The 17,115-nt window shown below is 51.5% G+C and carries 3 protein-coding genes; all 3 read right to left on the minus strand.

From position 1 onward, the window contains the following. Positions 1 to 479: 479 nt before the first annotated feature. Positions 480 to 2,612 (minus strand): tetratricopeptide repeat protein, encoded by a 2,133-nt coding sequence (locus NATSA_RS15025; RefSeq protein ID WP_210513440.1) that lies wholly within the window; start codon positions 2,610 to 2,612, stop codon positions 480 to 482. 75 nt (positions 2,613 to 2,687) lie between these two features. Further along, on the minus strand, positions 2,688 to 4,775 hold the full coding sequence (locus tag NATSA_RS15030) for a fibronectin type III domain-containing protein (RefSeq protein WP_210513441.1): 2,088 nt from the start codon (positions 4,773 to 4,775) through the stop codon (positions 2,688 to 2,690). Positions 4,776 to 4,805: 30 nt separating this feature from the next. Continuing rightward, positions 4,806 to 16,952, minus strand: a complete 12,147-nt coding sequence (locus tag NATSA_RS15035; RefSeq protein WP_210513442.1) for a translocation/assembly module TamB domain-containing protein — start codon at positions 16,950 to 16,952, stop codon at positions 4,806 to 4,808. Between the last annotated feature and the right edge of the window lie 163 nt (positions 16,953 to 17,115).

Here is a 17,115-nt window from a genome sequence, read left to right on the forward strand (position 1 = left end):
ACGTTGCCCAGAGGGGCCCGGCGGTTGGCATCGCGGCTGGTGGTGTAGGCGTGCGCTTCAGTCGATACACTTCCGGTTATGTTGAACACCTGGATGTCGGTGTCTCCTACCGTTCCCGTTCCCTGGCTGTATACATCAGCCGGGACAAACAAAAAGAAAACAAATGACAGGACAAAAATTACAACGCTATGTCGATTAAGTAGTAAGATAAACCAGTGACTTTCCCATTATTATGATGAAGGTAGAACGGCCCTGGTCGTCAACTAATGGCGAACCGGCCTAATAACAAAGAGATACGGGTATAATGATAAAAATACCAGGCCGAAAGAAAAAAAAGAATTTATTAAAATTAATAATAATGGACTCTCAAGCGGTTAATACAGGCTCACACACGGGGTAGCTAAGCCCATTTTAATATTTGTGAAGTTCATTTTACAAAACCCGGAGAATTTTTCTGCGGTATGTTGCCGGTTGCTGAGCTATCCGTCCTGCGCTATTTCACGTGCTTCCGCCCGGCGTCCGGCCCGGTGCAGCGCATCAATCAGGTATTCACGAAACTCTGGATCGACACTGGTAGACTGATAGCGAATCAGCCAGCGGTCTGCCAGCTGGTCGAGCGTTCCGTTTTCCCGATGCACTCTAATCAGGGAGCGATAAACCCCGGATGCAGCTCCGGCTCCCAGTGCCCGTTCATACCATATCACCGCCTGGTCATACTTGCCCTGCTCTTCTTTGATGGATGCTATTGACATGTGGTACCTGTGGTCTTCAGGATTGATATCAGCTGCCGACCTGTACAGCAGCAGCGCCTGCTCTTCATCACCGGCACTGTCAAAATAGGATGCCGCAAGTTCATAGGCACCGGAATTGTCCGGATATTCCTGCATCAGGCGGTCATACATATTCCGGATCCGGGCTGCGGGCAGCGACTCGATAATAAAGTCATTCAGCACATCGAGTGAATTCATGATATCACGCAGCTGATCTTCTGCCGGATAAAAAAGATGTCCGCCATCACCCTGCATTTTCCCGCGCATTGCGAACTGAGCCTGAAGTCCCAGAAGCTGCTTTCTCTCTTCTATTTCACCCACAGCGTGTTCCAGAGCATAATAGAGTGTATCTTCGTTCAACGGGTATTCCCTGCCGGCAATCATGGTGTAAGCCTCCGGCCAGAAAGCGCCCCCCGAAATTGCAGCCTGATATGCCTCATAAGCAGATTCCAGATCATTAAGATACTCATAGGCCCGTCCCAGCATCTTCCACCCCAGTGAATCTTGAGGAGCCTGCCGGGTATAGGAAGTAAAGTATTCAGCCGCATCCGGATATTCGCCCATGTCAAACGACAGTTTTCCCATATCGAAGAGCCATTCGATGCCGTCATCACGAAACGTAACCTCTTCAGGACCACCGGCTGTTTCTGCATCCGGATCTTCCGCCCAATCCCCGGTATCTTCTTCAACAACGATGGCGCCGGCGGCATCCCCCAGTTTTGTATATGCTTTTTCTGCATCTCCCTGCCGGTAATGAATGGCAGCCTGTTTCCTGAAAAACCGGTACTCCCTGCCTCTGTTTTGAATCAAAGAATCATATACGGCAACGGCTTTGTCATACTCTCCCCGTATTTGCCTTACCTCTGCCAGTTTCAAAGGCAGTTCGTCGTCATCAGGAAAATTTTGGATCATTTCCTCGTAGAGTACGGCCAGACCCTGGTAGTTCATTTGCTGCTGATTCACTTCGATAAGAACATCGTAAATCCTGCGCTCTTCCGGGTATTTCTCGAGCAAATTGTTGAACAGTTCGTTGGCCTTCAGTATCTGATTGTCGGCCATCAGCAGCTGACCGTAAACAAGGGCCTGTTCGAGATCGTCCGGATTCTCCTCATAAAGCTCACGGTATATTTCGGATAGTTCTCCCACTTCTTCCAGCTCAAGAAGCGCCTGGCTTCGCAGGGTGACCATGGTCCGGTCCGACTGCAATTCTGATGGCAATGCATCGTATTCCTCGAGGACTTTGTCGTATTCACCGGCCCGCAAATAGGAGTAGAGCAGATGATGGTAGTTGCTGATATCATCCGGATCCAGAGTGACTGCTGATTCAAAATGGGCAGCCGCCGATTCAAAATCTGACATATCAAGCGCTGCCCGTCCGCCCATGATATGAATACGCGATTTATACTGGCGAAAATCATCCGGCCCGATTCCTTCCGAGTGCAGCTCCCCCTCTTCAAATGCGGTAATTATGTCATCCAGTTTTTCCAGGGCCCGGTCAGGATCATCATGCCGAAGAGCATCCACCATCATCACCTGCAGTTCCGCACTTCTGGGGTAGTGTCCGGCACCTTCGGAAGCTGCCTGGTAAGCCTTGTCCGGCTGCCCTGTCAGAAGATAGGCGGATGAGATCAAACGGAATGCTCCTTCCGGGGGATACCCGTGCCTGATTTTCGGCTCAATCAGGGCAATGACCTGTTCATGCTCTTCAGCCTGGTATTTTTCGTACGCTCTTTCCAGGTCAGAAGAGGCCTGTTGAGAAAGTGCAGGGGATGCGAATATCACTATACTGATAATCAGCAGAATGCAGCCAAGAAATTCCGGTTTTGTCGCCAACTTTTTCATAAACACAATGGTGTTCTTAAACCAATATCTGTCAAAACGTAATACTATGAAAAAAATCCCGGAAGTTCGAGCGGTTCAGTTTCTGGTAACGGCCTGCCTCGGCGAGCTGGGCCGGCTCACATTGCCTGATGCATCAACTGCCAATACCTGATACCAATGCCCGGCAGCACCATTTGTATCCACCCAGTTTACTTCCCGCACCGGTTCATCGACCAAAGCCTCATAGCGGCCGTTGGACAGATCGGATCGCTTGATGACATAACCCAGCACATCATCATCGGGTGAGGGCTCCCATCGTACATAAACGGCTTCGTTAAGCTGCACCGCCTGTACGTTCCGGACCGATGGTGGGGGTGAAAAATCACGCATTGCCAAATCCACTTTACGTGACGGCGGGCTTTCGTTGCCTGCCGAATCAACGGCGGTGGCAAAAAACAGATACTCTCTGCCCGGACGCACATCACTGTCAACCAGAAAACGACGGTTTTTCGGAATGTTGGCGATGAGCGTGTCGCGCTCCCCGTTGTTTTTATACACATTGTAGGATGTCACCGACGGGGACGATGATGCTCCCCATGTCAGATTAACCCTGACGCCGCGGTCTATACTGGCCTGAAATGTTGAGGGTGGCTCGGGCGGGGTGATTAAAGGCATCTGGACAACCGTAAATACCGTATCACTTCGAAGGCCGTGAACATTGGCAGCTGCAACTCCGTATTCATACCGCACACCTTCGGTAAAACCAACCTCCGCAATTCCTGAGTCCGTAAGGGATCTCGACAAAACGCGGCCACGGTTAACCTGAGAGAAGGCCCTCTCTCCGGTTTCCGTGTACTCTCTGCGCAAGATCACGTAGGTATTGAAAAGTTCGTCGTGTTCCGGACTCTCCCATACCAGATCCACTACCTTCTCTTCGGGATGGGCAGCTGCGCGCAGGGCTGTTGGCGAAGGCGGCGGAATCCGGGACTCAATGTAAGCAATCACAGGGTTTCCATCCTCGCTTTCCACTCCGGTTTCACTTACAGCAATGATAAAGTAATAATACGTTTTGCCTTCAACGGCGGTATCATCCTTGAATACCGGATCCGCAACCGGTATCAGTTCTTCAGTGAGACGAACCCTCTCATCGGTTTCTGTGTCCAAACGGTCAACATGATATCCGTCCAGAAACGGCTCCCGACCGACCGGCCAGGTCAGCCGGACAATGGTTCTCTCTTTCGTGGACAAGTACACTTCGTTAACCGGTGCGGGCTGCAGGGCATCAGCCAGCTGAATTCGGACCGGATCGTTTGCAGCGGTGTTTTTGCCGGTCATATCAACGGCCTGAATCATAAAATCGGCTTCAGTTACATCCTGATGAAGCCGGAACCTGTAACTGAAAGCGGTCATCCCGCTCTGACGCACTATGGCACGATCGGATCTGAGCTGAAAATGGTCCCGGTTCCCGGGTCGCAAAAATACATTAAAACGCATGACGTTTGAGGCGGCTGCCTCTGTTTCCGGATAATTCCAGCTCACCGTAACATGCGCCCCTTTGCGCTCTGCTTCGACCGAATGCGGCGGTGGCGGCTCCAGCGGTTCTGCTCCGACAGCCACGGTCTCTTCCAATGACACCCCTGTAGGATTGCCCCTGGTATTTACCCATTCAAACCGGTATGTCACGCGGCGACCAGTTACCGGGTTTTCGTCAACAAAAAGATATCCAAGTGCAGTGGCATACTCCGGATAAAGTGAGCTGAGCATTCTTCCCAGAGATTGATTTCCTCTGAGTGTAAAGAAGGTTTCCTGGGGCGATTCAGTCCCCAGGTCTTCGGCCAGCTGCTGATAAAGATCACCCACAAAATACTGCAGCTCCGACCCGTTGCTCGCCGGATAAACCGGATCATCCGTCAGCAGTTCTTCTTCATTATCGACTATCCGGTATACATTATACCCATGGCCCAGGGTTGTTTGCTGATTGTGATAAATATATACCTCATTATCCGGAGTTAATACCGGCATGATGTCCTGAGCCTGCAGCACAGACACAGGAATAAGCAAAAGAAATGCCGTAAGCACCATTCCGATGCAACCGGTACTGCTCCGGATTTTTTGCATCGACAGTTCCGGCCGGTGGCACATCCGGTGCACTGCTGATTGCAAATCCCGGCTTTTTTTAGACAAAAAATTATTCATGTTCAGAAAAACCGTTAATCAATTTATAAGAAACATACTTCCGCTGTGTTGCTGTGCTGTATGAGACTGGATCAGAATCAGCGGCGGCGGCAGTTGTTCATGGACCGTTGTGCTCAGACCGACCCGGTTCACAACCTGCACATATATCCGCAGTTCATGGGGAGGAATCTGCGAAGGCGGGTTGTAAGGAATGGTCTTGTTGAAACTTCCCGTTTTAGGAGGATGGTACGTTGCGACCGGGGTCCAGGGAACAATTGGTGTGGTACCGGAGTCGTGTTCATGTACCACTCGTACACCTATTGCTGATATACCAGAAACCGGGTCCAGGATATTCTGCAGCTTGATCTCCATCTGGCTTCCCGACATTGACAGAGACAACTGCGGTTCTTCCGGTGGAGTGCTGTCCAGCACAAATGGTCCGGTTGCCACTGTTCGTGACCTGCGGCCCTGACCGTTGATTGCCCGGACATTGATGTACAACTCCTGACCTTCGGGCAATGCATCTCTGGTTATGGCAACAGATGGTGTCGTACTCCAGGAGTGAATGTAACCCGCCCGGGAATTATCCAGGTTGTTGCCGGTCGGCCAGCTGCGTACGTCACTAGTACCCGGACTGGTGCCAACGGAGAACTGATGCCCCAGAATGCCGGATTCCGCATCGTAGGATCGTTCTGTAAGGTATGCTCTGACAGAACCGGGACCCAGATAACCGCGGGCAACGGGTATGGTTGGCGGGTTGGGATCGTTGGGATAGCGGGGCCCTATCGTATACACCTCTCCGGCGAGTCCGGCATTGTTGACTGCCCGCACATGCACATGCAGGTAATCGGTAAATCCAAAGGCGAGGCTGGAGTGTTTGCCCTCGCCACTCGTGATGGTTACTTCTGTACCGGATGTAGTAAATGCATGCTGATCAAATTCGAGATCGGAAACCAGTTCCTCTGTAGTCACCAGGTATTCGTAATGAGATACACCCGATAAATCATCTGTCGCGGCACCCCACCGGATCTGTCCGAGTGAGGGCACGGCATCGGTTTCTGTGCGCAGGCTGATCTGCTCAGAAAGTGACAGGTTATAATCAGGCGGACTGCTGACAAAAGAGTGCGTTTCCACTTCCGGCTGCCAGAATGTCTGTGCTGTAAAAACTGTCAGACCGTCCGGTGCTGTGGGAGCTGTGGGCGGAGTACCGTCGTAAACCACCGGCTTGTCCCACTGCGCCTCAAGCTCCTGGTTGTTCATATTGTAAGCCCGCACGCTGATATAGTGTTTTTCACCGGGTGCCATGTTCAGCATTCTGCTTTGACCGGTGATGGCTTCGGTGAAATACATATCCACACCGATAAGCGACCTGGACTGGCCAACAAGATCCGTCCATTCCAGTATATCATCAGCTCCCCTGGATGATCCGATCGCATATTCGTATTTAAGAATATTCGTTTCGGTTTCACGGACCATCACCCGTATATCAATATAGTTGGGATCCGGGGTCCAGAACACATCTTGCTCTTCTTCCCATGTGATATTCGAAAATCTGCCACCCATTGATTTGGTCTCCGTAACAATACCTTCATTATAGAAATATTCCAGATGCACATAAAGCGCTTCCGGCGGAAGTGTATTGGCGGGAATCAAATCCTGACCCGGCGATGTCGACACGCCGCCGCTGCCAACCTGCATGTTGAAGGTCGCCCTGCGCGTTGCCGATGCACCGCCAACACTGCGCAGCCGCAAACCGACATTTACTTCCTTGGTGTTCAACCAGGGCTCATCACTGAGAATATCGGCATGCGTGAAGATATCTTTGAAGGCAGTATAGCGGAAACCGTCCGGTTTCCCGATGCTCACATACTCATCGAATCCGACCGATATGTCGGTATCTTGTTCGTATTCCAGGATATGCAGTCCCACATCGGCGATTCCAGACGGATGATATGCCTCCCAGGTGATATCCGCTATTCCAAAGAAGTGCGGACTCTGATAGTCGGCATCTACCGTTACTTTTGTAAGCACCGGCGGCTCAAGCATCTGAAGTATTTCCTGGCGCCGGTCCTGATATTGAGGCAGTTTGTCGTCTTCTTCGGTTGCAATCTGCCCTCTGACTTCTATGTAATTGTCAATTATGTGATACAGATTGGCAAGCATGCTTGATTTGAGGTCGTAAAAATCATCCAGAAGCCCGGTGTTGATCGCCATGGCATCGACTATTGACTGACGAAAATAAAACTGCTCGCTGCGCAGCTGATTGCTGATGAAACTTGCTTTGCTCGACATGTACTGACGATTTCCGAGCGTATGCATGTCTATCCACAATCCGCGGATATTCTCTTCATAGATACTGAAATCATCCGTTTCCGGGTCTGCAAGATCATCGTAGGCCTGTTGTGCGAGCGGGAAGCCCGAAAATTGGTATCTGGATGAAAACATGTCTGCATTGTCGGCAAGATCTTCCACAATGCGGACACGCTCGGCCGCCATCTGACGTTCGTTCTGGTAGGTTGTGGGATCATTGTCCTTGTTGTAGTACGCGGTTTCCAGTCTGTCCAGCAATGTCTGAACCGCATTTTCAAGACTTCCTTCCAGTGCACCGAACACACCGTTAACCATGGATGCTGCATTAATTCTGTGCCAGTACCGGTTTGCAATAAGACTGTAGTACCTGTCAGCTGTCTCAAGTGCTTCGGCATACATCTCGGAAACCGCATTGATGGATGGTGCGTCGGCGCCGGACGATCCGACTGCATGCTCCATGCCCAGAAGCAGGTCCATCTCGTTCAGGTTATGCTCGATGGAGTCGACAACGGCATGAATTTGCGCTTCCAGTCCCTGAAATGCCTCAAGAACTTCCTCAACGGCTGCGGATTGTCCTGCAGCCAGATCTTTGTTAATCTCAAAATAGGGAACATTGCCTTCATCCATTGCACCGGGAGGGCGGTACATCTCGGTGACCGGTGATGTCGCCATGGCTGTCATCATGTTGTTCATGGCATCAGCAGCATCGGCTTCATACTGGATAGCCTTGATTACGCTGGCATCAAGACGCTGGATGGTTTCATCGGCAACATTCTGAATATCGGCCATAATCGCTTCAAAATCATCGGAAGCCTGTGTCCAGGATGTTGCACTGTTGTTTTCAAGATTGGTTTCACTGCGATAGCTGCCTCCAAAGAAAAGGGAAAGCAAGCCACCGAGATCTTCAAAGAGCTGCAGATCCTGCAATATCTGAGGCGCATCGTTTCCGGCATGCTGCTCATTCTGTATCATTGCCCAGTGCCAGACCGACCGGTAGAAGTCCGATGTACGTGTAAGATTGTAACCTGCCTGAGCCAGAAGCTGATCATCGAGGTGAACACCCGGCACCGTTGGTGCGTCCATTTCGGACTGAAGATTATTCATGGCATCGGCCACCATTTGCTCAAACTCGTCACGCTGAGCTTTAGCGTCTTCAAAAATCTGCGATTTGTCGCCCGGGTTCAGCCCGCCGTCCACCTGCACCGGATTGGTTTTGATCTGAAACCATCCTGAGAGGCAACCTTCAAGCGGACCTACACCGGCACACCCTTCACCCATGCCAAAGAGCTCGTACCTGTCAGATGCACGCTGAACGAAAGCACCCTTGACGGTAGCGGAAACGGTAAATCCGGCACGGATTTCGCCGTTGCCAATGACATACGCCCCCAGAGGCATATCTGCGCCATCGTAGGTAAGATACCAAACCGAACCCTCGATGTCGGCTTCAACTTTGATTATTGGCGGGTCCAGACTTGCCCACAGATCCACTCCAAACAAAAAGCCGTCATTGCTGGCCATCAGTTCGGCCCCGCCACCGACCAGCCCGCCATAAAGCGACATATCAATGCCTCCCATAATTCCCCATACGACACCGTCATCAGTCGTCGTAAGCATAAACTGGATACCTTCCCCTCTTGTTCCTCCCGTCATCATGGGGGACATTTGCAGGGATGCCTGCAGATTGACACTCATGGTAATGGATCCGGGATCATTGGGATTACGCCCTACCTGTGCGGATATGGCCGCACCGGCCAGCAAACCCGGGCCTGTTGAACCGTCAAGACCCAGAATAACACCGTCCGCATCCATATAAAAATATTGGTTGGTGATCTCCATAAACACACTTCCGGCCAGTAAATTAACTCCTGCAGTACCTATCAGCTCAAGCTCGGCATAGAGAAGTACGGCAAAGGCGATGTCACCGTCTCCGGGTCTTTGTGCGCTTGCCCTCTGGATATCACCGGGCGGATCCGGGCGGAAGTCGTCAACCGCTCCGACCACCATGTCCAGCTGTTGTCCGGTCGGATTGTAAAAGAAGCCCCCTCCAAATCCGGCGATAGCTACTACACCGGGTACTATTTCAAGCCCGACATCGGCGCTGACTGCTGCGAATATCCCGAATGACAATTCTTCATCCATATTTGAAAACGCACCGGCAATCATGGCGCCCGCCTGGCTGTCACCTATCTCAAAACGTCCGCTGCCGGCCGCCATCAAAGACATGCCGCCGCCACCTGTCTGATAGAGCAGGCTGGCTGATGCTTCGAACATATCTCCCAGTTCTACCTCAAACCGGTCCAGACTGAATGTCACATCGTCGTTTACTGTCCGGTAGAAAAGAATTTGGTGAATACCACCGCTGAAGGCCCCGCTTGAACCGCTGCTTTCTCCTCCGAGACTCAGGTACAGGGCGGAGTTGTCACCGCCGGACTCACCTTCTGCTGTTGCTTCCGGACACGGGCCGAAGCAGAGAAATTCGACCACATCGATCTCCTGAGTAGCCTCTTCGGCTTCTCCCAGATCTGAAGGGCCGGAATCAAATCCATCGGCAATGCTGATGGAAAAACCTTCCTCATCTTTTTTGTGAATGAACTGTCCAAGTTCGAGCGTAAAGATATTCATGATGTCAAACTTGGCTTCTCCGGTGAAATTGCCAATTTCATCGATCCCGCTTGTATTTATTACCATACCGGTAAAACCAGCTTCACCGGATACCCCGCTGATATCAATACCTGCTTCTCCGTTCAGTGTAATCTGGAAAAGTTCTTCCTCTGAGGCCGTCACGTCTCCGTCAATGTCTATCTCAAAAAAGCTGTGCTTGAATTTGAATTCAACATTTCCGGTGATATTATATCTGACCAGCGGATCACGTCCCATTTTTACAGAAATTCCCGGATTTTCCGCCAGATTGCCGGCTTCGCCGAAATCAATCCTGTCTTCTCCCAGAAACGCGACTCTTGCCGCCACGGCTATCTCCGTTTGGGAAATATTCATCGGATCGATGCCGATCAGCGCGTCTGTGAGTGTAACCGTGACCGCATCGCCAAGATCAACGGTAATTTCTTCATCGGAGTCCGGATCAAAACCGGCATCAGCTGAAAATTCACTCGCAACCTGAACAACCTCATTTGCATCTCTGCTCACCGTTAAGAAGAGCTCACCCCCCTGATCTATCGGGTCGGGAATGAGGAACCCGAACGTGCTGCTCAATCGTAAGCCCTCATCTTCACCCCGACTGATGCCGAGTGATTTCAGGACCAGGTACTGCTGCAAGATCTGCACTTCCTCGGATTCGATGGATCCGATTCCGAAATTGCCTTGCGTATCGACATATAAGTCCTCAAAATCGACCGTCTGGTCGAAGAATGTGAGATCACCCTGAGCAACAGAAGCGGAAAAGGTTCTGCCGCTTACGGACAGCGAAGGGCTGACGATGTTGCCGGTTACCGATCCGGCGAAAAAGTCAAACTGCTGATCCGGCAAGTCTGCCGTGGCCGACCCCAGACCAAATACCAGTTCCGGGCTGCCCTGCAGGCCGGTGGCTCCAAACTGAAGATCACTGAATGAAAAGGAGAGGTCTTCTCCCAGCATTTCGGAGAAGGAAATGGAGCCGCTGACTTCTACGATAAACTCATCTTCATCGATGGAGAACGAAAACGGATCGTGTTCGTCGAATTCCAGATCGGCGAAGCCCAGTGAAACCGATGGGGCGACTCCGTCCGTGGACACGTCGAAAGCCCAGCCGTCATCATATGCCGCCGAATAGAAAAGGGCAAAATTATCATCTTCATCCTGGAGCAGCGAGGTGGAAACCGATCCGGCCAGCTGCAGTTGCGCAGGCGAATTGATTGTCAGCCTGGCCCCGTACATGCCTACAATAAACTCACTTTCCTCATCGTCGCCTGAAAGTGTTGCCATGATATCCCGTTCAATGAGATGATCCATGGAGGGATCATAAACATCCGGCAATGTACCCAGCGTAATTATGGCCTCTTCAAATCCGCCCGGACCGACCGTTGTCAAAGCCGTTGCATTTTGCCCGCCGAAAGCCTCAGGCAGCCCTAACGAAATGAGTGTTGTGAGCAGCAGGTCTTCTCCGCTTTCAACTCCAAGTGAGTCAATCGATACCGGAGCGCCGATGTACGGCTCAAGGTCGAGTGCTGTTTGCATCGACAAGGTGCCTCCGTTCGGCACATAATTGTCATCGGTTGTCAGGCTGAAATGTACTTCGATCTCCGGGGTGGAGCCGTCCGGTGCCGCAAGTGACGGGAAACGGACCGCAAGAGGATCCGTCAGCGTTTGTATTGAATAACCACCACCATCCACCGGTTCCAGATCGACCAGCATTTCTCCTTCATCATCCCGAATCACAGCGTAGGCAATATTTTTGTGCGGCAATCCGAGCGTGTCCGGTAAAAAAGCCAGCAGACCGCCTCCAAATGTAAAGCCCTGAGTGTCAAAAATGGCGATCGGTTCTTCGGCCGGTTCGTCATCAAGATCGAGATAAATGAGTGCCCGACCTCTTTTCACACTCGGACTTCTGAGCCGAAGGGCAAAATCATCCTCAAACTCCGCACGAAGATTGGCAAAGTCTTCATCTGCGATACGCAGTGCTGCTCCCGCCTGCCCGTCAAAATTAAGTCCGTCAGCATCCAGAGTCACCGCACTTTCTACGGCTATCAGCAGCGCCTCACTCTCCGGAGGCTGCTCATCCCCGTCAGCAGTAATCGAGGCTGAAAGCGGAGACAAACCGATCTGCACGCCGAAACCCCCTGCAATTTCAGCACTGCCTGATTCGATCCCGAAATCGGGCAAACCAAAGAGCAGCTGATTGAACGCGACATCGACATCAACCTGACCGGCTTTCAGGGCGCCTACTGCATCGATCAGAAATCCCTGACTCCCAAGGACCGCACTTTGCACTTCAAACTCCATGAACGGATCACCTGATGATGGCGGCAGTCCCAGCATAAATGGATCATTGACCGCAATTTCTCCATCGAGGATCTGTCCTGCAAGAAGATCAAGCTCCACGCTGCCCTGAGCTGATATGGATTGTTCCGGTCCTTCGAGTTGGGCTATCAGCGTCCCGTCGAAGATAGCTTCCTGCTGCTCGTCGTATGCAAACCGGAGCGTTCCGGTACCTGCTGACAGCGTAAGCGGCCCCATTTCCACGGAGCCGCACGGCACGATATTTTGAATTTCCCCGCTGAAACCGACACCCATTTCGATATCGAGTGCAAATGTGATATCCATCTCGCAATCGGGATCTTCGATCTCAAAAAACGGGATTTCCTCCAGCGTGCCGGCAAGTGACAGGTCGACATTCTGGATCAGCTGGCCGTCCACTTCCAGCGAGCCCAATGCACCGGTTATTTCATCAATCCTCAGTTTGGGAGGATCAAATCCCGGAGGTCCTGCCGGAATCAGCAGTCCGCCCAGCGGCTCATAAGGCTGCATCACACCACTGAGGAAACCATCCATGAAGCTGACATCCGTAAAAGTAAAACCATCCGGCGGCTCAAGGTCTCCATCCGCGATATCGGGCAGCCTCAGCTCAAAATCAAATACGGGTTGTATCTGGGGCAGCTCTCCATCAAACCAGTTGAACTCAATCAAATCAGCTGTACGCATGGCGAGCGGTTGAAAAGTAAAGCCTGCTATATCAAACGACGGCAGTGTCAGGCCATTAAGCGTACTGTTGTTCATGTTTTGCTGCGGAATGGAAAATCCGCTGTTTCCAAGCTGAAGGCCGTTAACAGGCATGGTAAATGGTTCATGTCCGGGAAGGCTGAACTCAAAGTCGGCATCCAGGCTGATAAGAAAATCCCATCCGTCTTGCGCTGTATAGTCAAACAGCGGAATGGATGTGATGGCATTCAGATTCATGGCAAATCCGGGCAGCTCTACTCCCGGCGGATTTTCAGGGACAATGCTTTCAAAGCCGGTCATGGATACGCTGCCGGGCTGAAAGTTGAGTTCAAGTGAAGTCAGTGCTTCTGAGTCGGCACCTGATCCCAGTTTGATATCCGCTTCAATGTTCAGGTTGTAGCTGATGCTTCCGGATGAGATATTCGGCATGGCCAGAGATCCGGCCAGACCGGTGATTCCCAGCTGCAATTGATCCGTGTAATCAAAAAACGGGACCACCACATCAAGGTCCGGCATGTCAAACTCACCGGACAGCAGACCGTTTCCGGAAATTTTGAGGAGCGTATTGGCCTGGCTTGATACCGGATAGTCGAACAGCCGCAAATCTCCGGCAAATTGCAGAAAGGATCCGGCATCATCAAGCAGGTCTGTACGTCCATATCTGATCTCCGAAAGATCAAATGGTATGCCGAGATCCGAAATAAGTCCGGAGATGACATCATCATCGGGCACAGAGACCCACAACTGTCCGGTATCGACGCTGAAATTGCCCGGCGATGCCGTAATGGTGAAGTCTTCGAGCGCTACCCCGCCTGCAACAGGCGGCTGATCCGGATCCAGTGCCGGAATCACTATTTCAAGCTGGGTATCCGGACGGGTTGACAGTGTTATCAGACCGGCTTCGGGTTCTTCGAAATCGACGAGCAGGTCGCCTTCGGCATCGCGCAGCCTGAGATATGCGATGCTGGTAGTCGGAAGGGGCAGTTTCTCCGGCAGTATTTCTGCTGCAAATCCGGTTATGAGCGGATTGAAACCGGAAGCATCAAGATATGCGATGCGGCTGGCATCGAAGTAGAAATCCACCTGCCCCTTTGCAACCCGGAACGGGCTGAACTGAAAGGCAAAATCATCGCTGAATTCCACGCTGATGTTATCGTAATTGAAATCTGCAACTGAAATATAGGCATCTGCACTGCCGGAGGTCCTGATGCCGGTACTGTCCATGACCACATCCGCCCCAAGCTCCAGATAAAGCCCCTGATCCGGCATCTCCGCTTCATCATCATCACTCAGGGGCATCGCTGTGAATAACGGCTCGGTGAATCCGTCATCAAAAGAAGCGGCCAGAGCGAAATGTTCATCCAGATAAATCTGTCCGGATGAAATGCTCCAGTCGTAGAGATCCACAGTAACATTGTCAAAAGTTGTGCCGATCGTGTGGTCCCCGACATTTAACTCATGACGGCCATCCACGTGAAATCCGTCAAGGTCAATGCTTGCCTGATCTATAATGAAACTGAAAACAGGATTGTCGGAGGGGATGTCCCAGGAAAACGGGTCCTGCAGTGAAAAATCAAGCTCCGTGAATTTCAGATCCGGGATATCAAAAGCAAACGTACCCGCAACCTGATCCTGTGCAGACAAATTGAGTGTGGCGTCACCTGAAAGGATGGCTCCCTGTTTGTCATTATCTCTGAACAGCTCAAGCTGCACCTGGTTCAATCCGGCATTCATGATACCAACAGGCATCTGGCACTGCGTGTTGTCAAGAGAGACAATACCCTCCAGCAGGCCTCCCAGAAATGATATGTCTGCAGTGGTCATCTGCTGCGCATCGTCGTCACTGCAGGTTACCGGCCAGCCCGGTTCATAGCGGCTTTCCACATTCATTTCAGCCACGGTCGAGAACGGAGGCGATAGTCCGGGCTCGTAATTTGTTATCAGGGATCCTCCAATGGATGAAATATGCAGCTTGTGATCGGGCAGGAATTCCATGCTGCACTCAGACAGCGGGGCAAGCTGCAAATCAGCTGAGAGCTGCCCGTCTGAAACCGTCCCGTTATCAATGCTGAATAGAGCGTTGGTCAAACAGTAAGGGAGTCCGGTTGTTTCTCCAATCGATGCTTCTGCTTCGAATGTCAGATTCCATGGGCCGGGGTCTCCTCCGTCCCACTCAAACCACGGAAAGGTGAATTGCTCCAGTTCGAGTTCATTCAATGCCAGTGAGAGAAAATCGTAGTTAAATTCCGGTAAATTGCTGCTGAGTGAAAACTCCGGAACCTGAATTCCCTGGCGCGTCAGACGCATGGGCTGATCATGCTCAAAACTCCAGTCGTCAAATACCGGAAAATACAGGGATGCTTCAAACGGAATGTCGAAATCCCATTCAGACGAAACGGGATCATATTCAAATGTCTCAACACTGATATCTCTGAGTGCAATGGATGCAAATCCAAGATCCAGCTTCGGCTCCGGGATGGAACAGGATGTTGTCAGCACGGTGAACTCCGGAGCGGCATCGTGTCCAAAAGCTCCACGTAACTGCACTCCGCACGGTTCGGTGTTGTCAAAATCAAACCTGAGCTCTCCGCGGGTATTCGCTGTAAACTCCATATCCCCGGTCCCGGGTGTCAGAACGACTGTTCCCGAAGTGCGGCTCAGCCTGAAATCCATCTTTCCGGAACCCCCTGCCAGATCAAAACTTTTGGGCTCGGTACAGCTCCAGTTCGCATGGATTTCCTCTCTCAGCAGATTTAATCCGCGAATGCCGCAAGGTGACGGCTCGCCAAGAAACTCGACACCGGCATCCGCATATATATCCATATCGGGGAAGGAAGCCTGAATTCTGTTCACCGAAACCGTCAAAATATCACTCTCAAACCGGATCATATCCTCTTGCTCGGCATAAAGCGATCCCTGCAAACCGGATTGTGTCAGAACTACATCACCCGATGCCTGAATTCTTCCGAAATTCTGATGCTCAAAATCCGCACTGACAGAAAACCCGCTGCCGAAATTGTATTGCAGATCCGAAAGGGTGACCATATCTCCGCCCTTCATCAGATTCCCGGCTATCGGTTCGGGATCTATCCAGACCCTTCCCCCGGCAACAACCGGATTACGTAAACCAGTCCGCTGTACCATCAGCTGTCTGACATCAGCCCGGGCCACAATGTCCTCCGGCAGATAATCCATCTGAAAACGAACTTCAGCCGGACCATTCAGCTCGTAAAAACTGCCGGTATCTTCCACTTCAAGATCTTCGGGATTGATGATGTATGCCAGACCGGGGGCCAGGGCAATCGGGCCCAACTCTGCCAGATCTTCCGGCCGTGCCCGTGTCTCTCCGTATGTAAACGTATAAATCTCACTTTCACCGTCATTTTTAATCGGCATTTCATCATTTATTTCAAATGCCCTTACCCGCCATGCATAAGTACTGCCCGGTTCCAGCGGATAGAGATCCGGCGTGTATGAAAAGGTGGTTATGTCTGAAAAAACCTCTTCGTGATACGGCCTGTTGGCATCGATGGCTTCCTCCGGACTCTGCCCCTCAAACAGCTCTACCATCAAAAATTCGTATTCCAGAAAAAAATTGCCGCGCGTCAGCACCGGTGTCCAGCTGAAAAGGGGCGTTTGCATGGTCACATTGGCCCTGTTGGATGGTGTCACAAGCCGGGGCGGCTGCGGATGGGTCACTGAGAAAAAGGCCCGGCCGTTGATGATGTTGACGTTGCTTCTGTCATCGAGCAGGCGGGCGTCCAGTTCAATACGATAATCACCTTCCGGAAGTGCTCCCGTTTGCAGCACCGTTCTCTGCAGTGACGAGCTCAGGCTTGAAAGTACCTGGTCAATCGACCTGTCAAAGCGAATCACATCAAAAGCAGGAGCCAAAACATGAAAGCCGGGATCAAAACTTACCGGCTCAGATACTTCATCCACCAGAAGTTCACGGTTTTTATAGAGCCTGACCCCGAATTCCAGATCTATGGGTGTGGTACCGGCTGACATATAATTAATATGGACCTGGTAACGACCACTGGTAACATCGTCTTCAAGATCACTGATAAACGGAGACGGCAATACCCCGGGGATATTGACTATCTGTACCTGGACACTCTCCTGTGCTATGGCCGATTCAGACAAATGGAGTCCGAGGGTCATCCAAATCATGGCAGAAGCAACCATTGTCCTGGGAAGACAAAATACCTTTCTGGTCATCATACTATATATACTGTTCATTGATGTTTTCACGTAAATTATCTCTCAAAACCGGTAGCTGAAGCCAAGCCGGGTTTCCAGTTCGGAGAAGCCGCTGCCCGCCCCCTGGCTGATCATGTTGTTGTTGGTGCGCACCGACAGGTCCAGACTGGCCGCATCCATGAGA

The sequence above is a fragment of the Natronogracilivirga saccharolytica genome, from assembly GCF_017921895.1.
Taxonomy (GTDB): Bacteria; Bacteroidota; Rhodothermia; order Balneolales; family Natronogracilivirgulaceae; genus Natronogracilivirga; species Natronogracilivirga saccharolytica.

Bases quoted from the DNA above. Each gene is read 5' to 3' on its own strand.
- NATSA_RS15025 (WP_210513440.1), bottom strand. From the start codon at position 2,612: ATGAAAAAGTTGGCGACAAAACCGGAATTTCTTGGCTGCATTCTGCTG.
- NATSA_RS15035 (WP_210513442.1), bottom strand. From the start codon at position 16,952: ATGATGACCAGAAAGGTATTTTGTCTTCCCAGGACAATGGTTGCTTCT.